This is a genomic window from Sphingobium sp. WR1, from assembly GCF_059693745.1.
In genome coordinates, this window is the sequence record NZ_JCATID010000012.1 from 1 (window position 1) to 20,151 (window position 20,151).

16 protein-coding genes are annotated in these 20,151 nt (G+C 63.1%); 8 read left to right on the top strand and 8 right to left on the bottom strand.

The window, feature by feature from the left end; all coding sequences use genetic code 11:
- Nucleotides 1-51: 51 nt before the first annotated feature.
- Nucleotides 52-963, bottom strand: coding sequence for an epoxide hydrolase family protein (locus tag AC58EF_RS14745; RefSeq protein ID WP_497277114.1), 912 nt, complete (start codon nt 961-963; stop codon nt 52-54).
- Nucleotides 964-1,121: 158 nt separating this feature from the next.
- Here AC58EF_RS14745 and AC58EF_RS14750 point away from each other — a divergent pair, with 158 nt between their 5' ends.
- Nucleotides 1,122-1,970 carry a metal-dependent hydrolase gene (locus AC58EF_RS14750; protein ID WP_497277115.1) on the top strand — a complete coding sequence of 283 codons (849 nt, stop codon included), beginning with the start codon at nt 1,122-1,124 and terminating at the stop codon, nt 1,968-1,970.
- A gap of 50 nt (nt 1,971-2,020) precedes the next feature.
- Here AC58EF_RS14750 and AC58EF_RS14755 read toward each other — a convergent pair whose 3' ends face one another.
- The 3 genes from AC58EF_RS14755 to AC58EF_RS14765 are packed head-to-tail and all read right to left on the bottom strand — an operon-like array spanning nt 2,021 to nt 5,953.
- Nucleotides 2,021-3,595 (bottom strand): AMP-binding protein, encoded by a 1,575-nt coding sequence (locus tag AC58EF_RS14755; protein ID WP_497277116.1) that lies wholly within the window; start codon nt 3,593-3,595, stop codon nt 2,021-2,023.
- 48 nt (nt 3,596-3,643) lie between these two features.
- Nucleotides 3,644-5,119: an aldehyde dehydrogenase gene (locus AC58EF_RS14760; RefSeq protein WP_497277117.1), complete on the bottom strand. Its 1,476-nt coding sequence runs from the start codon at nt 5,117-5,119 to the stop codon at nt 3,644-3,646.
- Between the two features lie 39 nt (nt 5,120-5,158).
- Nucleotides 5,159-5,953: an SDR family NAD(P)-dependent oxidoreductase gene (locus AC58EF_RS14765; protein ID WP_497277118.1), complete on the bottom strand. Its 795-nt coding sequence runs from the start codon at nt 5,951-5,953 to the stop codon at nt 5,159-5,161.
- Between the two features lie 175 nt (nt 5,954-6,128).
- Here AC58EF_RS14765 and AC58EF_RS14770 point away from each other — a divergent pair, with 175 nt between their 5' ends.
- The gene (locus AC58EF_RS14770; RefSeq protein WP_497277119.1) at nt 6,129-7,805 is read left to right on the top strand and encodes a GMC family oxidoreductase; all 1,677 of its coding nucleotides are present in this window, start codon (nt 6,129-6,131) and stop codon (nt 7,803-7,805) included.
- Nucleotides 7,806-7,807: 2 nt separating this feature from the next.
- Here AC58EF_RS14770 and AC58EF_RS14775 read toward each other — a convergent pair whose 3' ends face one another.
- On the bottom strand, nt 7,808-8,569 hold the full coding sequence (locus AC58EF_RS14775) for an SDR family NAD(P)-dependent oxidoreductase (protein WP_497277120.1): 762 nt from the start codon (nt 8,567-8,569) through the stop codon (nt 7,808-7,810).
- A 154-nt stretch (nt 8,570-8,723) separates the two neighbouring features.
- On the opposite strand from AC58EF_RS14775, the gene AC58EF_RS14780 reads away from it, so the two are divergent.
- The 6 genes from AC58EF_RS14780 (at nt 8,724) to AC58EF_RS14805 (ending at nt 17,261) form a co-directional block, all read left to right on the top strand.
- Nucleotides 8,724-9,926 carry an acyl-CoA dehydrogenase family protein gene (locus tag AC58EF_RS14780; RefSeq protein ID WP_497277121.1) on the top strand — a complete coding sequence of 401 codons (1,203 nt, stop codon included), beginning with the start codon at nt 8,724-8,726 and terminating at the stop codon, nt 9,924-9,926.
- 15 nt (nt 9,927-9,941) lie between these two features.
- Nucleotides 9,942-11,057 (top strand): acyl-CoA dehydrogenase family protein, encoded by a 1,116-nt coding sequence (locus tag AC58EF_RS14785; RefSeq protein WP_497277122.1) that lies wholly within the window; start codon nt 9,942-9,944, stop codon nt 11,055-11,057.
- 63 nt (nt 11,058-11,120) lie between these two features.
- Nucleotides 11,121-11,894, top strand: coding sequence for a MarR family winged helix-turn-helix transcriptional regulator (locus AC58EF_RS14790; RefSeq protein ID WP_497277124.1), 774 nt, complete (start codon nt 11,121-11,123; stop codon nt 11,892-11,894).
- A 134-nt stretch (nt 11,895-12,028) separates the two neighbouring features.
- Nucleotides 12,029-13,237 carry a sulfotransferase gene (locus AC58EF_RS14795; RefSeq protein ID WP_497277125.1) on the top strand — a complete coding sequence of 403 codons (1,209 nt, stop codon included), beginning with the start codon at nt 12,029-12,031 and terminating at the stop codon, nt 13,235-13,237.
- Between the two features lie 432 nt (nt 13,238-13,669).
- Nucleotides 13,670-16,045 (top strand): TonB-dependent receptor, encoded by a 2,376-nt coding sequence (locus tag AC58EF_RS14800; RefSeq protein WP_497277126.1) that lies wholly within the window; start codon nt 13,670-13,672, stop codon nt 16,043-16,045.
- Between the two features lie 130 nt (nt 16,046-16,175).
- Nucleotides 16,176-17,261 carry a phosphotransferase family protein gene (locus AC58EF_RS14805; protein ID WP_497277127.1) on the top strand — a complete coding sequence of 362 codons (1,086 nt, stop codon included), beginning with the start codon at nt 16,176-16,178 and terminating at the stop codon, nt 17,259-17,261.
- Nucleotides 17,262-17,264: 3 nt separating this feature from the next.
- Here the strand turns inward: AC58EF_RS14805 and AC58EF_RS14810 are convergent, their stop codons facing one another.
- Genes AC58EF_RS14810 through AC58EF_RS14820 form a run of 3 tightly spaced genes read right to left on the bottom strand, consistent with a single transcriptional unit; the run spans nt 17,265 to nt 20,151 of the window.
- On the bottom strand, nt 17,265-18,011 hold the full coding sequence (locus AC58EF_RS14810) for an SDR family NAD(P)-dependent oxidoreductase (protein ID WP_497277128.1): 747 nt from the start codon (nt 18,009-18,011) through the stop codon (nt 17,265-17,267).
- The gene (locus AC58EF_RS14815; protein WP_497277129.1) at nt 18,008-18,490 is read right to left on the bottom strand and encodes a VOC family protein; all 483 of its coding nucleotides are present in this window, start codon (nt 18,488-18,490) and stop codon (nt 18,008-18,010) included. The genes AC58EF_RS14810 and AC58EF_RS14815 overlap by 4 nt, the downstream gene beginning before the upstream one ends.
- A gap of 29 nt (nt 18,491-18,519) precedes the next feature.
- Nucleotides 18,520-20,151, bottom strand: coding sequence for an AMP-binding protein (locus AC58EF_RS14820; RefSeq protein WP_497277130.1), 1,632 nt, complete (start codon nt 20,149-20,151; stop codon nt 18,520-18,522).

Sequence of the window (20,151 nt, forward strand, 5' to 3'; positions counted from 1 at the left end):
CGGATAAGACTTGCGATGAAGTGCCATCCAGGCCTTTGAATCCATTCGGACTCACAAGTCCATAACAGCCTCTAGGCCATGATACATCCAGATGGAGGAGATGACCGAGTCGGTGACGAGATAGCTCATCAGGTTGGTGATCAGATGATCCTTGGTGAAGCGGCTCTCAATGTCGCCTTTCGTGTCGCCCCAGCGCTGGAATTTCTCCACCACCCAGGCGGCCCAGCCGACCGGATTGTCGTGCAGCGCCAGGCCGATGGTCTGGGGCTTGGTGGCCTGTTGGTGCTGATAGCCGCTTTCCGCCTCCATCAGCTTGCCTACAGCACTCCAATAGGCGAGCAGTTCCGCATCGGCATCGGGGCTGGGGGGCGGCGGCATGAAGAAATTGAGGTGGATGGCCGCGACGACATCGGCATGGCTGATGCCAAGTTGCGTGGTGACGGCGGAACCCCAGTCGCCGCCCTGCGCGAAGAAGCGCGGATAGCCGAGCGCCTCAGTCATCAGCTTGCGCCAAAGCGCCGCGACGCGGGCGGGGCCGATCGGACGGGCGGGGCGACCGGACCAGCCATAGCCGGGCAGCGAGGGGATGACGAAGGAGAAGCCCGCCTCGGTCAGAAGCGGCATGACTTCCTGAAACTCGACGACCGAACCGGGCCAGCCATGGGTGAGGAGGATCGGGATGGGGCGGCGCTCGGTATCGCCCTTCACATGGTAGAAATGGATCGGGATGCCGTCGATTTCCGCCCGATATTGCGGCCAACGATTGAGCTTTTCCTCTTCGGCGCGCCAGTCGTAGCGGACGCGCCAATGGTCGACCAGCTCGGCCAGATAGCGGGCGTCCATGCCGTAGCGCCATTGATCGTCATCCTCCGGCATATAGCCGATGCGGGTGTCGGCGAGCCGCGACTGGATGCGATCCAGCACGGGCTGGGGAACATCGATGCGAAAGGGTTCGGGTGTCATGGCCTCTCCTTGGGTCGTGCCCCCTATGGTATCGAGAGTGCTTGTTCGCGCGAAACCGGGTAGAAAGGCATCAGGGTTGTGATGGCAACAGCGGTGCGTGGGACAAGCTTGGTTCCATATGGTACGACATCGTATCTTGGGATGGAGGCTCATAAATCATGCCGATGGTCGTGCGTTATCCGCGGATCGATTTCACGAAAATCCGCGCGCACTGGGCGCCCAACATCGCCTTTGCCCAATATCAGAATGCGACGTCGATCATCCCCGCCCCGGTCGAGCCGTGGTTGATCAAGGTTTTGCAGATCGCCAAGGACAAGCTGCCCAGGAACAAGCCGCAACTAGAGGCGGACATGGCGGCCTTCATCGGGCAGGAGTCCCAGCATTTCCGCCAGCACCGCATGTTCAACAAGGTGATCGCGGCGCAAGGCTATCCGCGCCTCGCGGAGTTTGAGCAGCAGTTGACGGCTGATCTCGATGGGTTTCTGAAGAACAGCTCATTGAAATTCATGCTGGCCTATGCCGATGGCTTTGAATCGCTGGGCGCGGTGCAGGGGGGCATCTGGTTCGGCAAGATGGATGCTCTGATTGAGGGCGCGGACGAAAATGCGGTGGCGCTGTGGAAATGGCACATGGCCGAGGAGTTCGAGCATCGCGAGGTCTGTTTCCAGATCTACCACGCCATTTACAGCCGGGGGCTGTGGGGCAAGATCTGGAACGGCTATTTCTACCGCATCTACGGCTGCGTTTACGCGATGCGGCATCTGAACGCTTATATGGAGAAGATGTTCGACTATATGATCGCGCAAGATCGGGAAGTCATGGACGAGGCGGAACGGGTCAAGCTGGACGAGGACATCAAGGCGCTACGCCAGTTCCAGAAGCGGATGTTCTTCCCTCAGCTTCTGAAGAATTTCCTGCCCTGGTATAATCCGGGCCGCAAGCCGACGCCCGACGGGCTGTTCGACTATCTGCGCCGATATGAGAAGCCGGAATCCAAGGCGGCATGAGCGTCTCGGGGCCGATCCGATCTCCGTGTGATGATCGGACGGCGCGGTGGTCAGCCCTGCTTCAGCAAATCCTTCAGCGCATATTTGATGACCTTGCCGGTGGAGTTCATCGGCAACTGGTCAAGGAAGGTGACGCCGCGCGGTGCCTTGTAATTGGCTAGGTTGGCCTTGCTCCAGGCGATCACTTCTTCGGCGGTGATGGTCGATCCGGCCGACCGCACGATGAAGGCATGGCCGACCTCGCCCAGTCGCTGGTCGGGAATGCCGACGATGGCAGACTGGTGGATGCCGGGAAGGCCCGTCATCTGCTTTTCGATTTCGGCCGGATAAACGTTGAAGCCGCCGACGATATACATGTCCTTGAGCCGGTCGGTGAGTTTCAGATAGCCGTCCGCGTCGAGATAGCCGACATCGCCCGAATGGAGCCAGCCCTCCGCGTCGAGCGTGGCGCGCGTGGCTTCGGGATTGTCGAGATATTCGATCAGTAGCTTGTCGTCGCGGATCAGCACTTCGCCCGGCTCGCCCACGGGCATCGTTGCGCCGTCCGGCCCAGCAATGCGCAGCTCGATGCCGGGCAGAGCGGTGCCGACAGTATAGGCTATCCGTTCCATGGGGTCGCCCGGCCGCGTGTGGGTGGCGGAACCGCAGCATTCGGTCATGCCATAGCCGGTCGAGATTTCGGCAATGCTGGTTTCGGCCTGAAGGCGCTTCATCAGTTCGATCGGAACGACGGTCGCGCCGGTCGAGAGGAAGCGATAGCTGGACAGATCCCAGTCGCGCCAGTTGGGATGGGCCAGCATTTCCTGGAACACCGTAGGCGGCGCGGGCATCACGGTGATGCGGTTGTCGGCGATAAGGTCCAGAATCGACACGGCGTCATAGGCTTCGGGCCAATAGACCGTGCTGCCGCTCATCAGCCCGGCGACCCACCCCGCCTTGTAGGAGGCATTGTGCGAGAAGGGGCCGAAGACGCAGTAGCGATCGTTGGCGGTCTGGCGGGCGATATTGACCCAGGCGCGCCCGCCGCCCAGCGAACGGCGATGGTCGAACAGGGCGCCCTTGGGCGCGCCGGTGGTGCCGGAGGTGAACATGATGTCGGCCAGCGTGTCGGGCTTGACCATGGCCTCACGCGCGGCGAGCGCCGCGTCGCTCGTGCCCTTCGCCAGCGCGATGAAATCGTCCCAGAGCGTTTCGTCCGGTCCCCGCTGATCGGGCGTGGCGCGCAGGACGATACGGCGGCGCAGGCTGGGCATATTCTCCTCGCGCAACATCTGCGGATAATAGCGGCCGAGAAAATCGCCGATGGTGAACAGTCGCTTGATGCTGCCGCGCCGGACTATGTCGGCCACCTCGCCGCCCTTGAGTCGGGTGTTGAGCGGGACCATCACGCCGGCGGCGCGCTGGATGCCGATGGCGACGGCGACCCATTCCCACATATTTGGCGCCCAGATGGCGGCGCGATCCCCCGGCTGCGCACCATCGGCGAGCAGCGCCTTCGCGACCAGATCGGCCTGGCGGTCCAGCTCTCGAAAGCTGGTGGCGCCGTCATGCTGCGACATGAGCGCCGGGTGATCGCGATAGCGTGCAGCTGCGTCGCGCATCAGGGCCGGGATGGTCGTGGTCATGATCATCTTCTTTTCCGTTGGCTCCGCTTGGCGCGGGGCAAGGCCGGTTCAGGCTTGGAGGTGCGAGGGCAGTTCTTCCATGAAGATCGCCTTGACCTCCGTGAAGCCGTGCAGCCCCTCGATCCCACCCTCGCGGCCGACGCCCGATTTCTTGAAGCCGCCATAGGGGATGCTATAGTCGATCACTCGGCCATTATGACCAAAATTGCCGGTGCGGATGCGGCGTCCGATGGCATAGGCGCGGTCCGGGCTTTCCGTGAAAACACCGCCGGACAGCCCATAGTCGCTGTCATTGGCGATGGCGATGGCGTCTTCCTCGTCCTGGTAGGTGATGATGGTGCCGACGGGGCCGAATATCTCCTCGCGGGCGATGGTCATTTTGTTGTCGGCATCGGTGAACAGGGTAGGTTCGACGAACCAGCCCTTGTCGAGATGGGCGGGGCGGTTGCCCCCGGTGACGATCTTCGCGCCTTCGGCCGTGCCCTTGGCGATATAGTCGAACACGCGGCCATGCTGGTTGCGGGTGACGAGCGGACCCATTTGCGTGGCTTCGGCGAACGGATCGCCGACCGCCACATATTGCATCGCGGCGGCGAGCGCGTCGGTGACGGCGCCCTTGAGCGACTGCGGCACGAGGATGCGGCTGAAGGCGGCGCATTGCTGACCGCACAGGCCGATAAGGTTGGGCATGATGCCGGCGACGACCTTGTTCACGTCGGCGTCGTCGAGGATGATCGCGGCGGACTTGCCGCCCAGTTCCGTGGTGATGCGTCCGCTGCGTCCGCTGACGACCGACGCGATGTGGAGGCCCGCTGCGGTCGAGCCGGTGAAACTCACCTTGTCGACTTCCGGCTTGCGGATCAGATAGTCGGATACGTCGCGATCGGCGGTGAGGACGGAAAAGACCCCCTCCGGCACGCCCGCCGCCGCGATGCATTCGGCCAGGATCAGCGCCTCCAACGGCGTTTCGGGCGAGGGTTTGGCGATGATGGTGCAGCCTGCGGCGAGCGCCGCGGCGACCTTCAGCGACAGGGTGGCGAGCGGTGCGTTCCACGGCACGATGGCGGCGACCACGCCCACCGGCTCACGCATGACGATGGCGTGGCCGCCCAGCATGGGCTGGCGCACGTCCTCGAAACCCTGGTCGGCAAGGTCGGCGAAATAACTGTAATAGCCGCCCATATACGGCGCCGTCTGCGACGACTGGCTATAGGGTATACCGACCTGGAGCGACCAGGCGCGGGCGAAGTCGTCGGCGCGCTTGACCATTTCCTCGGCGATGCGGCGCAGATAGACGGCGCGCTCCGGCCCGGACATGCGCGGCCAAGGGCCATGGTCGAAGGCATGGCGCGCGGCGGCGACGGCCCGGTCCATGTCCGCGGTCGTCGCCCTGGCGACCCGTCCTACTGTCTCCTCGGTCGAGGGGGAGATGATCTCTATGCCATCGGAGCCGGAAGAGTGGGTCCAGTCGCCGCCGATGAACAGCTTTTCGGGATTGGCGAGGTTGAGAAGGGTGTCGGTCATGATCTATCCTTCGAAAAGGCGGGAAAAGGGGCTGGGCGTTCAGGTTTCCACCACGACGGGCAGGGAAAGGATATTGGCGACGCCGCCGTCGACCGGCAACATATGGCCGGTGATATAGGCGGAGGCTTCCGACGCAAGGAACTGCACCGGCCCCACCATCTCGCGGGGGTCGCCAAAGCGGCTGAGCGCGATCGCGTCGCGGAAAATCCTGGCGCGCTGCGGATGGCCGACGGTGGGCGCGGCCATGTCGGTGTCGAAGAAGCCGGGCGCGATGGCGTTGCAGGTCACGCCATGGGGGGCGAGGTCGGCGGCGATGGAGCGGGTGAGGCCCAGCACCGCATGTTTGCTCGCGGTATAGGCGGAAAGGTTCGGACGGCCCGTATCGGCGACATAGGAGGCGAAATTGATGATCCGGCCCCATTTCCGCTCCGCCATGCCCTTGGACAGGTCGCGGCACAGCAGGTACATGGACGACACATTGACATCGAACATGTTCTGCCAGTGGGAAAGTGTCGATTCATGCAGCGGACCCCAGCCGCCGATCGCGCCATTGTTCACCAAAATATCGATCGGGATGCCTTCGCCGGAAAGCTGGTCGGTCGCGGCCTGAACGGCGTTAAGGTCGGCAAGGTCGAAGGCGATGGCCCGCGCCTTGCGGCCCAGCGCGCGGATTTCCTCCGCGGTTTCCTCCAGCCTGGCGGCGTCGCGGGCGGCGACGATCAGGTCCGCGCCCGCTTCCGCCAAGCCCAGCGCGATGGCCCGGCCAAGGCCGCGCGAGGCCCCCGTCACCATGGCCATCCGGCCATCCAGCGAGAAAAGCGCCGTCGATCCCATCCTCTACCCCTGCGCAAGATTGGCGTGCCGACGACATAGCGCGCCAGGGGCGGATTTCGATGGGGGTGGGAGGAAGCCATCATAAGGGTGATGAGATGGGCTTCCGGCAGCAAAGTCATTGTGATCCGTGGCCTAAAGGCATCAATGCTGCGCCAGAAGGTCGAAGAGGATAATCATGGTCAGGACGGCGGGGAATGCGTTTGACACGGAAGCCGACTATGTCATCGTCGGTGCAGGCTCCGCCGGTTGCGTCCTCGCCAATCGGCTGAGCACGGACGGGCGGCACAAGATCATATTGTTGGAAGCGGGCGTCGACGACCGGCCCAGCCGCCATCTGCTCAACCCCGGGCAGATGTTCAGCAACTTCAACATCTATGTCCCCGCCGGCTTCACCAAGATGTTGAAGGACGCGCGCGTCAACTGGAACTATATGACCGATCCTGATCCGGGGACGGAGGGGCGGCAGCATTTCTTTCCGCGCGGCAAGGTGCTGGGCGGCTCCTCCTCGATCAACGGCATGTTGTGGGTGCGTGGGCTGCCGGAGGATTATGACGGCTGGCGGCAACTGGGCCTCGAAGGCTGGGGCTGGAGCGATGCGGAACGCTATTTCCGACGGATCGAGAACCAGCAGGGGCGTGTCGGCGAAAAAGGTGAGGCGGGGCCGCTGGCGGTCAGCGAGGTGCCCGTGCGCCATCCCATGCTCGACCGAATGATCGAGGGCTTTGAGGAAGCGGGCGCGCCGGTGAGCGCGGACGTCAACGGCACCACGCGCGAGGGTGTGGCGCGGTTGCGCATGAACAGCCTCAAGGGCCTGCGCGTCTCCTCGGCCGTGGCCTATCTGCATCCGGCGATGAATCGTCCCAATTTGCAGGTCGTCACCAGCGCCCATGCGGCGCGCATCCTGTTCGAGGACAGGAAGGCCGTTGGCGTCGAATATTATCGCGGTAATCAGCGTTTCGCCGTTCGGGCGCGGCGGGAGGTGATCCTGTCGGGTGGCGCGATCAATTCGCCGCAACTGCTGGAGCTTTCGGGCATCGGCGATGCGCAGCGGCTTCGGGCGCTGGGGCTGGAGGTCATCGCCGACAGCCCGCGCGTCGGGGAGAATCTCCAGGACCATTATGCCTCCATGGTGCGCGCGCGGATGAAGCCGGGGACTCCGGGCTTCAACGAACTGTCACGTGGGGTGCGGCTGGTCGGGCAGATGGTGCGCTTCGCCTTCCGCCGCAACGGATTGCTGGCGACGGGCGGATCGAACCTCACCGCCTTCCTGAAATCCGATCCCGCGCTGGACCTGCCGGACCTGCAATTTTTCGCCAGTCCCGCCACGGTGGACTTCGATGCGCTGGCGAAAAACGGCCTCATGTCGATGGAAAAGGCGCCGGGCATGACGGTTGGTGGCTATGTGATGCGGCCGCGTTCCAGAGGGTCGGTGCATATCCATTCCGCCGATTTCCGCGCCGCGCCCTCGATCAAGCCCAATTTCCTATCCGACGAGGCCGACCAGCGGGCGCAGGTGGGCGCGCTGAAATGGGCGCGCCGGGTGATGCGCAGCGCCGCCCTGTCGCCCTATTTCGACCATGAGCTGACACCGGGCGCGGACTGCGCGAGCGACGAGCAGCTATTGTCCTTCGCCCGGGCGAGCGGATCGACCGGCTATCACCAGGCGGCGACCTGCGCCATGGGGGCGGGCCCCGATGCGGTCGTGTCGGGCGCGCTCAAGGTCAATGGCGTGGAGGGGCTGCGCGTCATCGACGCATCAGTCATGCCCAATGTGGTGTCGGGCAATACCAATGCGGCCACGGTCATGATCGCGGAAAAGGGCGCGGACCTTGTCAAGGCCGATGCCTATTGAGGTCAGGCGCGGTCGACCTGCACCTGCTCGCCGAACAACAGCAGCGACTGGTCCGTCGGCAGCGCCGCCCAGATCTGCCGGGCGGCGGTGTCGATGTCCATGACCCCCTGGCGCGCTTCCATCTGGTCGCGCAGCAGGGATGCGACGGGATAGTCTGCGTCGGGCATGGCCGCCATGTGGCGCGTCAGCCCGGTGTCGACGAAGCCCGGACGCACTGCCGTCACCCACAAGTTCGGCCGCTGCCGCCGGGCGATTTCGCGGCGCACGACCCGGACCCACATTTCCAGCGCCGCCTTGCCCGCGCAATAGACCGACTGCCCCTCATAGGGCGAGCGGGCGGCGGCCGATGACAGCATGACAAGACCGACTTCACCGGCAAAGCCGCTGTCCCGGACCGCGCGCAGGAACAGGTCGCCCAGCCGCAGCGGCGCGGCGACATTGGCGGTGATGTCGCGGGCATAATCCGCCACCGCCACCTCGCCGGCGAAGCCGGTCATGCCCTTCAGATGCGCGTTCTGGATGAAGATCGCCCGTTCGCCTCGGAAATCGCGCAGGGTTCCGGCGAAATGGGCGCCCACCTCTTCCCAGCTCGGTTCGCTGGCGAGGTCGAGATAGCGGCTCTCATGGTCGGGATGCAGGCGGCGGGACAGGTTTATGATTCGCGCGTCGAAATAGGGCACATTGCGCGCAAGGCCAAGGCCGAGACCCTCGGTCGCGCCGGAGATCCAGACGAGGCTGGAGGCTTGTGCTGCTGCATATGGCATGGCGACAGGGCTAGGCGGACCGACGGCATTGTCAAAGCGTCCCGCCATCCCATCGCATTGATGATGGCGCCGCGACGATGCTTGCGCCGCTGCCCGGTGCGCGTCATCTGCGTAGTTCAGTCAATTGTCCGAAGAATGAGCCGGAGCCGATCCGATGGAATTGCGTCTCGATCCCGAACTGGAGACTTTCCGTCAGGAAGTCCGCGCCTTCATCCAGCGCGTTTTGCCGCCGGAGATGAAAGAGCGTCAGCGCCGCAAGGTCGCCAACAACGCGGCGGTGCCCGACCAGCAGGAATGGATGCGCATCCTGAACGGGCATGGCCGGTCGGTCCCGCACTGGCCGGTCGAGTTCGGCGGTTGCGGCTGGTCGCCGATGCAACTCTTCATCTTCAATGAGGAACTCTATGCCGCCGACGCCCCGGAATTCGACTGGGGCGGCACGCATATGCTGGGGCCGGTCATCTATACCTATGGTTCGGACTATCTGAAGGATCGCTTCCTGCCGATGATCCGCGAAGGCGTCACTTACTGGGCGCAGGGATTTTCGGAGCCGGGCTCGGGCTCGGACCTCGCCTCGCTGCGCACCTCGGCGGAACTGGCCGGCGACAAATATATCGTCAACGGCCAGAAGATATGGACCAGCGGCGCCGCCCATGCCGACTGGGGCTTTTTCCTGGTCCGCACCGACAAGACGGTAAAGCCCCAGCGCGGCATTTCCTTCCTGATCATCAGGATGGACACGCCGGGCATCACCGTGCGCCAGATCCCGCAGATCAATGGCGAGGCGCATCTGTGCGAAGTGTTCCTGGACAATGTCGAGGTGCCCACCGACCAGCTGGTCGGCGAGCCGGGCATGGGCTGGACCTATGCCAAGTTCCTGTTGGAGCATGAGCGCACGACGTCGAGCTTCATCTATTGGAGCAAGCGGGAACTGGCGCGGGCCAAGGACATTGCGCGGAGCGAGCGACGCGATGGCCGCCCATTGGCCGAAGATCCAGCTGTCCGGGCGCGCTTTGCCCGGATCGAGGCGGATCTTCTGGCGCTGGAATGGTCGGTGCTTCGGGTGCTGGCGCATGAGGAATTCGATGCGCCCGAAGCGGCCGCCGCATCGGTGCTGAAGATCCGGGGTTCGGAATTGCAGCAGGACGTGACGATGCTCCAGTGCGACCTGTTGGGCGCCAAGGCGCTGCGATATTTCGATGTGGCGCCGGCACCGCCGCCCGCGCCGACCGAGGTGTGGGGCGATTATGCGCCCGGCCGCACCACGGTTGCGCTGATCAGCCGCGCCGCGACCATCTATGGCGGCACCAAGCAGATTCAGAAGAACATAGTTGCCAGGCTCGCCTTCGGGCTTTGAGGGGACGGACGACCAATGGATTTCGCGAAATCCGACACTCAGACCATGCTGCTGGACAGTGCCGAACGGTTGCTGTCGGAAACTTCGGGCGTCGAATATTGGCGGGAGCAGCGGGAAAGCCCGCTGGGGTTCGATGAAGCGCGCTGGACACAATTTGCCGAACTGGGCTGGCTGGCGCTGCCGGTGCCGGAGGAAGCGGGTGGCCTTGACGGCACGATCGAGGATGTGGCGCTGCTGAACGTGGCGCTGGGCAAGGCGCTGGCGACCGAACCCTATGTCAGCACGGTGGTGCTGGCCGATCATCTGTTCAAGCAGGCCGGCCGGGCTGAGCTGCTGCGTGAGATCGCCGGCGGGACACTGCGCGTGGCGCTGGCGCATCAGGAAAATGGCGCGCATCCGCTGGCGGTGGACGTGTCTGACACGGTGGCGCGCCCGTCAGGTAACGGCCATGTGCTGAACGGCGCGAAGATCATGGCGCTCGACGCGCCGAGCGCGGGCAAGCTGATCGTGTCGGCCCGGATCGAGGGCGAGGAAGGCGTCGGCCTGTTCCTGGTGGACGCGGATCAGCAGGGCATGACAAGCGAATCCTATGCGCTGATCGACGGCAGCCGCGCAGCCGACATCAGCTTCATCGACGTCGCCCTGCCGTCGGACGCTCTGCTGGTCGGCGGCAACCGCGGCGCGACGGCACTGCGCGAAGCGATCGACCGCGCCTCTATCGCCCAGATGGCCCAGGCTGTCGGCGCTATGGAGGCGGCGAACAAGGTTTGCGGCACCTATGTGCAGGAGCGCAAGCAATTCGGAAGCGCCATCGGATCATTCCAGGCCATCCAGCATATCCTGGCCGACATGTTCGTGGCCGCGCATCAGGCCCGGTCGATGCTCTATCACGCGCTCGCCAACGCCGATCGCGACGAGGCGGAACGATCGGCCGCGCTGTCGGCCGCGCGCATCGTCATCGGCGAGGCAGGGCAGATCGTCTCGCGCAACGGCATTCAGGTGCATGGTGGCTATGGGCTGACAGACGAATATGCGATCGGCCATTATTTCCGCCGCCTGATGTGCCTGGAAAAGCTGTTCGGCGATCTGACGCTGCACGGCGCGCGGTTCGGAGACGCCATTTTCGCCTGATCGCGCGGGCGACGGGGCAAGGCAGGGCTTGCAGTCCTTTTCCACCTGTGCCTTTGTGACGCAATGGCGAAACAGGGGAGCAGCGCGGGACCGCAAGGGCTGGATGAAAGCCGCGCGGTGCTGGAAGCGCACTATGCCGCGCATGGGACGATCCCCTCCATGGCGGGACTGGCGCGGCTTTGGGGCTATGCCAGCAAATCTTCCGCATCGCGCCGGGTCGATCAGCTGATCGAGGCGGATGTGCTGCGCTGGTCGGCGGACCGTAGGCTGGCACCCGGGACAGGCTTTCGCATCGACAGTGCGGCCGAGGGTGGCGAGCATAGCGTCGTCCATGCCGATGGCGCCGATCCGCTGCACGCCGCGCTGGCCGCATGGGCGAGCGCCTATGACCCGGTGCTGGTGCGGTCCTATTCGGTGACCACCCGGCTGTTGCGGCTTGCGCGCAGCATGGAAAGGCAGATTGCGCTTTCCGCGGCGAGGGAGGGGCTCACTTCGGGCGATGTGCTGCTGCTCGACGCGCTGTATCGCGTGGGTCCGCCGCATCGCATCGCGCCGACCGCGCTCAAACATTATTTCCTGATGTCGCTGGCGGGGATTGGCAAGCGGGTGGACCGGCTGGAAAAGCTGGGCTTCATCAGCCGCGTGCCCAATCCCGACGACAAGCGGGGCCTGTTCATCCAGATGACCGACGCCGGCCATGCCGTGCTCGCCCGCCTGGTGGAAGCGGACCGCGGGGCGCCGCACATCGTCTGGCCGATGCAGCTTTCCGATGCGCAATATCGCGTCATGCTCGATGCGTTGAGCATCGCGGAGACAATGATCGCCGACAATAAATGAAAGAGAACGATCGTTCTTAATTTTCCTGTCCATTTTCGCACAGATATCGGCAAAAATAGGGCTTAACGTTGACTTCTCGTCTGTAATAAACAAAACTAAGATTATAAAAATATTGTAGATTCGGGAGAAAGGCGATGCGCAGCAGATCGGGTCCGGTCGCGGCCGGATGGGACATGTCGGACGCGATCGACGCGACTGCGCTGGTGCGGTCGGCGCGGATCGTCTCCGGCAATTTCGCGCCCGTCGACCCGGGCCTCTTGCGACGGGTCGAACGCTTCGTCGGCTGGCTGAACAGCCAGCCGCCGCTCCGTCCCGACCAGAAGGCCGATGTCGAGCGGCAATTGCGCAAGCTGCTGGCATCGCGCCTTCGCCTGAGCGCAGATCGCCAGCGCATCCCGGCGATCGCGCAGGAACGAATCGATCGGCCGATCTTTGTCATCGGTTTCGCGCGCACCGGCACCACGCTCATCCATTCGCTGCTGGCCGAGGATGCTGGCGCTCGCGCGCCGCTCTGGTGGCATACGCATGAACCCAGTCCCCCGCCGGGCGAGGTGCCCGTGACCGCCCAGCGTATCGAGATGGCGGCACGGGGATTGGATGAGATGCTTGCGCTGGCGCCTGGCCTGCTCACCCTGCATCCCTATTGGGACAAGCGCGGCCATTGTCCGATCGAGTGCGAGGAAATCTTCACGCTCGATTTCCACAATGCCTATCCGACGCTGCTCCATAAAATACCCGCGCTGGCCATGTTGCTGGACGCCAACAATATGGCTGACGCCTATCGGTTCCACCGCGAATTCCTGCAACATCTGCAATGGAACCAGCCGGTGGATCATTGGGTGGTGAAGGGCATTTATCACCAGTTCGCGCTGGACGCTTTGTTCGAAGCCTATCCCGACGCGCTGTGCATCTGGCCCCATCGCGATCCGGTGCAGGTTCATCCTTCGACGCTGGCGATCACCGCCGTCCTCTATGGCGGGATCACCAATTTTCAGATGGATTTCGAGGCGCTCGGCCCTGTCTTCATGCAGAGCATCGCCGCGTCGGTGGAGGAGGCGATGGCCAATCCGTTGGTGGACGACCCGCGCATCTTCCATGTCGATTTCCATGACCTGACGCACGATCCCATCGATGTGGTTCGCCGCGCCTATGGCCATTGGGATCTCAGTTATACGGCGGCGTTCGAAGGGCGGATGCAGGCCTGGCTGACCGATCCGGCCAATGCCTCCAACCGCTATGGCCGCTACGACTATGCGATGGAGCCGTTCGGCCTGTCGCGCGAGATGATCGAGGCAGCGTTCGAAGGCTATTCGCGCCGGTTCAGGCTGGGCCGGTTCGCCTGATCATAGGAGCAGGACCGACGCGCAACCGATCGCCAATGCCGACTAGTTCGCCGTCGAGGTGGAAGTACCGATCGATCGGCGCCCATCTGTTACAAACCGGCCTCAACGCGACATTGATGGCGATTGAACCGGATGGGCTTTTCATGGCTGTGATCTCTGCCAAGATTCGAGCATCGCAAATTGGGTGCAGACCGGCGGCCGATTATCCGAAGGCAGAGGATGCCTGCGGTCGGCGCATTGCGCAAACTCCATTGTCGATCGAAGATCGTGATGCTCTGCATTACCTTTGGGTAAGATCGCCTATCTGATGAAATGGGAGGTCCACTGGTTACGTCTTGGAATGACAGGAAATAACGCTAGCTGAGCAATCACCCGCTGGCCACGCGAACAGAACCTAAAACGGCCGGCATCTCTCAGTCCTAGAGGGGATGTATGACCTATCGCCAATTTCTTTGCACGACATGTGCTGCCGCTTTCCTGTCCGCTCCGGCCCTTGCGCAGACCGATGCGCAGCCGCAGGGTGACAGTGTTTCGAGCGGCGACATTGTCGTCACCGCCCGTCGTCGCGACGAAGCGCTTCAGGACGTGCCGATCTCCGTTTCCGCCATCTCCGGCGACCAGCTTGCCAAGTCGGGCGTGACGGACGTCCAGGGCCTGCAATATCGCACGCCGTCGCTGTCGATCACCAGCGCGCAGAGCCAGCGCAACACCGTTGCCTTCTCGCTGCGCGGCCAGCGGACGCAGGAAACCCAGCTTTTCACCGATCCGCCGGTCGGCACCTATTTTGCCGAAGTCGTTCAGCCCCGTCCCTATGGTTTCGGCAACAGCCTGTTCGACCTCCAGTCTGTTCAGGTTCTCAAGGGCGTCCAGGGCACGCTGTTCGGCCGCAACATGACCGGCGGTGCCGTGCTGGTCGAGCCGGCCCACCCCAAGCTGGGAGAGTTCGCCGGCGAAGTGCGCGGCCAATATGGCAATTACGACATGCACGACCTCTATGGCATGGTGAATATTCCCATCGGTGATCGGGTTGCGCTGCGCCTGTCGGGCAAGACGCGGGAACGCGATGGCTGGGCGCATGAAGTGACGTCGGGACTGGACTATGACAATCAGAATTATGACGCTTTCCGCATTTCCCTGCTGGTGGAGCCGATTGACGGCCTTGAGTCGCTGACCATCTATGACTGGTATCGTTCCAAGGAGCATGGCACCGCGTCTTTCCTGACTGCCGTCCATTACCCTTCGGCGCTGTCCAATTATGAAACTCTGCGCGCTGCAGGGCTGATCGACACCAATATCCCGGCCCAGTTCGCCGAGGCGCAGCGTCTTTTCCGCTCGCGCCGCTTCACGCTCGACACTGGCGCGGGCGAGGGGGGCAATCTGGATGCTTTTGGCGGCCCGTTCGAGAATATCAAGAACTGGGGTATTACCAACAAGACCACCTGGGAACTGAGCGATGAGCTGACGTTGAAGAACATCTTCGGCTATCGCAAGCAGCGCCGCGACATGGTGCAAGACTATGACGGCATCCCGGCATTCCTGATCACGCCTTACCAGTTCTCAAACTCGCGCAACATCAGCGAAGAATTGCAATTACAGGCCAAGGCCTTCGACAATCGTCTGGACCTGATCGTCGGCGGTTATTATTTCGAGGAAAAGGGTCTGGATGGTTCGACCGCGAACACGCTGCCTGAACTGAACATCGTGGGTGCCGGCCTCAATCCCCGCACAACCAATGCGTCGCTCTTCGTGACGACTAACCCAGGAGAAGGCTATTCGCGGACGGCGGCTGCGTTCCTGGCCGGAACCTTCAAGGTCACTGACCAGTTGAGCCTGTCGGGCGGCCTGCGCTACAATTATGACAAGCGCAAGATCACTGTTTCGCCGGCGCAGCCCAACTATCCCAATGCGGACGGAACATTCGGAAGCTGCTCATTCGATACGACCCTGCCGGACGGCTTCGAAACCGACGGAAGGCAGACGGGTCCGTGCGCATTCACCAACAGCGCGACTTTCAAGGAGTGGACCTACGACGCCACGATCCAGTATGAGCCTTCGCCGGAAGTGACGACCTATGCGTCCTATCGCCATGGGTTTCGGGCTGGCGGCTTCTCCACTCGCGCAACCAGCTATGTCACGCTGGCGCCGTTCGCTCCTGAGTTCGTGGACGAATATGAAATCGGCCTCAAGACCAATCACCGAATCGGGGCGGGCCGTCTGACCACCAGCACCGCGCTGTTCCGCCAGGACGGTAGCGACGTGCAGAAGCAGCGTGCGACCTTCATCGGCGGCAATGTCTTCACCATCGTCGACAATACGGCAAAGCAGCGCAACACCGGCGGCGAGTTCGAGGCGACCTTCAATACCGATCATTTCTCGCTGACCGGCTTCTATTCCTATACCAAGGTCAAGATACTGGAAGGCGCGGCGACGTCGACCATCGGATTGCCGGAAATCGAACAGCGCGGCGTTCCCAAGCATCAATTGGGCGCGACGGCGACCATTTCGCCACCGATCAGCGAGCAGGTAGGCGAACTCAACTTCGTGCTGAACTACACCTGGCGCAGCAAAATCTATCTCGACGACTTCGAGCTGGAGGGACTGCAACCAGCCTATTCTCTGGTCAATTTGCGGGCCGAACTGAACAATGTCGGCGGATCAGGGGCGTCGGTTGCGGCCTTCGTCAACAATGCGCTCAACGAAACCTACCGCATCGGCGTTCTTGGCCTGATCGCCGAAGGTCTGGGTTTCCAGAACAGCGTCTATGGCGAACCGCGCACCTATGGCGTGGAACTGTCCTACAAGTTTTGATCCATCATAATCAAGAACAGGGGGGAGGGCGTAGATCTTGCGTCCCCCCTATTTCGTTGTCAGATGCGGAAAATATCTTCCCGCGCCATCCATCCTTTGACGGCTGACGGAGAAGGCGGAGAGGATCCTCATGATCGATATGGTGTTTGCCGACGCCTTACCTCTGCCCTTGACGCCGCGGGCGGTCGACGCTGATTGGTTGACGCGGGCGATCCACCAGACCCTGCCTCTGGTTACCATTACCGACGCACAGATCGTCGACATCATGCCCGGCACGTCGACCAAGATCCGGATGCGCGTCAGCGCGACAGGAGAGGGAGCGAACCGTCTGGGCGAGACTTTCATCGTCAAGGGCGGCTTTGAGGAGCATAGTCCGAAAATGACGGCCATGTATGCCAATGAGGCGCGCTTCTATGCGGACATCCAGCCGCTGATTCCGATGCCCTCGCCGCTCTGCCATTTTGCCGGGTCGGATCCGGCTTCGCACCAGTCCATCGTGATCATGGAGGATCTGCGCAGGCCCGGCGTCGAATTTTGCGACGCGCTGCGGCCGCAGCGCTTCGACCAGATCGCCCGGCGGATGGAAACCATGGCGGCCTATCATGTCGCCACCTGGCAATCTCCACATTTCGAGGCGGGCGGGCGCTGGGCCGATATAGGGAGCCGGTTCGACGGCTGGGGCCTGGACTATATGCGCCGTTATCTGGTGCCGGAAGTCTGGGACCATTATATGGCATCGCCGCGCGGTGCGGCTGTCTCGGTGCGCTTCCACGATGGCGCATGGATGGAACGGGCGCTGGTGACGATTGGCGAGATCCAGCACCGCCAGCCGCGATGTCTGGTTCATGGCGATACGCATCTAGGCAATCTCTATATAATGGAGGACGGCACGCCCGGCTATTTCGATGCGCAGGTGGCGCGCACCGCCTGGCACCATGAAGTGTCCTATCATATCGCCTGCGCCGCCGATCTGGCGGATCGCGCCGCGTGGGAGAAGGATTTACTGCGTGTCTATCTCGATGCTCTGGCGCGGCAAGGCGGACCCTCGATCGACTTCGAGGGCGCCTGGCTCGACTATCGCCGTTCCATCGCCTGGGGGTTGTTCATCTTCCTCACCAATGAGGTGCGGTTCCAGACGGAATCGGTCAATACGGCCTATGCCGCCCGCTTCTCTCAGGCGGCGCTGGACCATGATCTACGCGGCTTGCTGCCCTGAGCGTCAGGATGCCGAGCGGCCCGCGTCGATCAGATAGCTGCCGCCGGTGATGTGCGGCGCCTCGTCCGAGGCGAGGAAGGCGACGAGCGCGGCGACTTCCTCCGGCTCGACCAGCGCGCGCTGGGGGGAGCGGGCCACCAGCATGTCGATCACCTCCTGCGAACTGCCCGTCAGAATGTCCGTGTTGGTGGTGCCGGGGCAGACGGCGTTCACCCGAATATTGTCGGTCGCATAATCGACGGCGGCCGCGCGGGTCATCATCAGCGCCGCGCCCTTGGATGTGATATAGGGGCTGGAAAGCGCCGTCGCGCGATAGCTGCCGATCGACGCCATGTTGACGATGGAACCGCCGCCCTCTCGCAGCATATGGGGAATGATGGCGCGCTGCATCAGGAACATGCCGCGCACATTTACCGCCATCACCCTGTCCCAGTCCTCGACGGGCTGCTCGTGCAGCTTCAACCGGCTGGGATTACCGATGCCGGCATTGTTGACCAGCACATGGATCGCACCGTAACGGGTGATCACCTCGGCGACCATCCGTTCGATGGCGGCGGCGTCCGCCACATCGCAGGTCATCGGCGCCATTTCGCCCGAACCCGCTGCGATGGCGCTGGTAAGCTTGGCCTCGTCGTGATCGACGCCGACCACCGTTGCGCCCTCGCTCGCCAGACGATACATGCAGGCCTTGCCGATCCCGGCGGCGGCGCCAGTGACGATGGCGACCTTGCCGATGAAACGTGCGCTCATGCCGCGGCATCCTTCATAAATTTGTCGATGCCGGCGTTCAGCTTGTTGACGAGACTGCGGTCGGATAATTCGACAAAATAACCCAGCTGCGGCACGGTATCGAGGTGAATGACCGCCGCATCGCCATTGGACAGGGTCGCGCCCCAGCTTTCGAATACGCAGTCGACGCCGCCTGGGCGCTGGCTCATATCGTCGACGGCGTAGCCCATGTGGAAAATGCCCTCGCCGCGCGTTTCCAGCCATTCCTTGGCATTGCCTTCGCCGACCACCGGCTGGATCATCTCCAGATAGACGTCGCCCCATCTGGTGAAAGCGTTGCGATTGGCGAAGCGGCCGCGCCAGTCGCGATAGCGGCCCTCATAATCGGTATCGAGCCGCCAAAACGGCCCCAACCCCAGAAGCTGGCGATAGCGCGCCATACCTTCCTCAATGTCGCGGACAACGATGCCGATCTGGTAGAAATCGCCTTTCAGTTCCATATCTCATCCTCGTCCATGCGCGTTTCTCGTTAGCCTTTCGTCATGGTCTTCACCTGGTCGCGCAGCAGGAATTTCTGGATCTTGCCCAGCGGCGTTCGCGGGAAATCCTCGACCAGGAAGAGGTGGCGCGGCACCTTGTAATTGGCCATCCGCTCGCGGCTCCAGGCGGTGAGCGCGGGCAGCGTCAGCGTTTCGCCGGACCTGGCGATGACGCAGGCCGCGCAAACCTCCCCCATGCGCTCGTCCGGCCAGGCGATGACGCACACATCGGCAATGGCGGGATGTCGGCGCAGGATATTTTCGATCTCGGCCGGATAGGCGTTGAAGCCGCCGACGATGACCACGTCCTTCAGCCGGTCCAGGATGCGCAGATTGCCGTCATCTCCAATGCAGCCGACATCGCCGCTGTGCAGCCAGCCATCGGCGTCGATGGTCGCGGCGGTCTGTTCCGGTTCCTCGAAATAGCCCTGCATGACGTTGGGACCGCGGATCAGCAGCTCGCCGCTCTCGCCCTGCGGCATGTCCCGGCCGTCCGCGTCGACGATCCTGAGTTCGACGCCGGGCAGCGGCCTGCCCACCGTTCGGGCGATGGTCTCGAAATCGGCGTCGGAATAGTTGACCGTCGCCAGCGCCGTGCATTCGGTCTGGCCAAAACTGGTGAGGAACAGGTCGAAGCCGAAAATCTCGCGGCCCGCGCGGATCAGATCGACCGGCACGTTGGATGCGCCGGTATGGCCGACGCGGAGCGAGGACAGGTCGAATTCGGCGAAGCGCGGATGCTCCATCAGCGAGAAGAAGATGGTCGGCGGCCCCATGAGAACCGTGATCTTCTCACTTTCTATGAGCGAAAGCAGAGCCTGCGCATCGAAACTCGCCAGCGGATAGGCGGTGATGCCCGCGACCAGCGCTGATACCCAGCCTGAACGATAGCCGAAGCTGTGGAAGAAGGGATTGACGATCGCCATGCGGTCGCCGGCGCGCAGGTCGTTCGCCTCGTTCCAGATCGCGGGCATCCACAGCGCCTGGCCATGACTGTGCATCGCTCCCTTGGGCTGGCCGGTGGTGCCGCTCGTGAAGAGGATGTCGGCGATGCAGTCGGGCGTGACGGCAGCGATGCGGGCGGCCAGCGTGTTCGCATCCGCCTGATTTTGATGGAAGGCGGCCAGATCGGTTTGGTCGAGGCGGACGATGGCCTTGAGGTCTGGCAGGTCGCGAACGGGCGTGCCGTTGCCGGCCCCGCCAGCGGCATCGCGGAGCATCGCGGCATAGTCGTTGCCCAGGAACCGGCCGACGGTGAACAGGATGCGCGCGCGGGTTTTGCCCAGCACATAGGCCGCCTCGCCGCCCTTGAAACGGGTGTTGACGGGCACCATGATCGCGCCGATCGTCTCGATGGCGGAGGCGGCGATGATCCATTCAGGGCTGTTGGGCGCCCAGATCGCGACCCGGTCGCCATGCCCGACGTCCTGCGCGATCAGGGCGCGGGCCAGCGCGCCGACACGGTCCTCGAACGCGGCAAAGCCGATGACCGTCCCGTCCTCACCGATAATGAAGGGCGTTTCGCCATAGCGCGCCGCGACATGAGCGATCACCCCCGGCAAAGTATGGACCGAGGCCTTTTCCAGATCGGAAAAATGGGGATTGGCAGGACGATCGGTCAT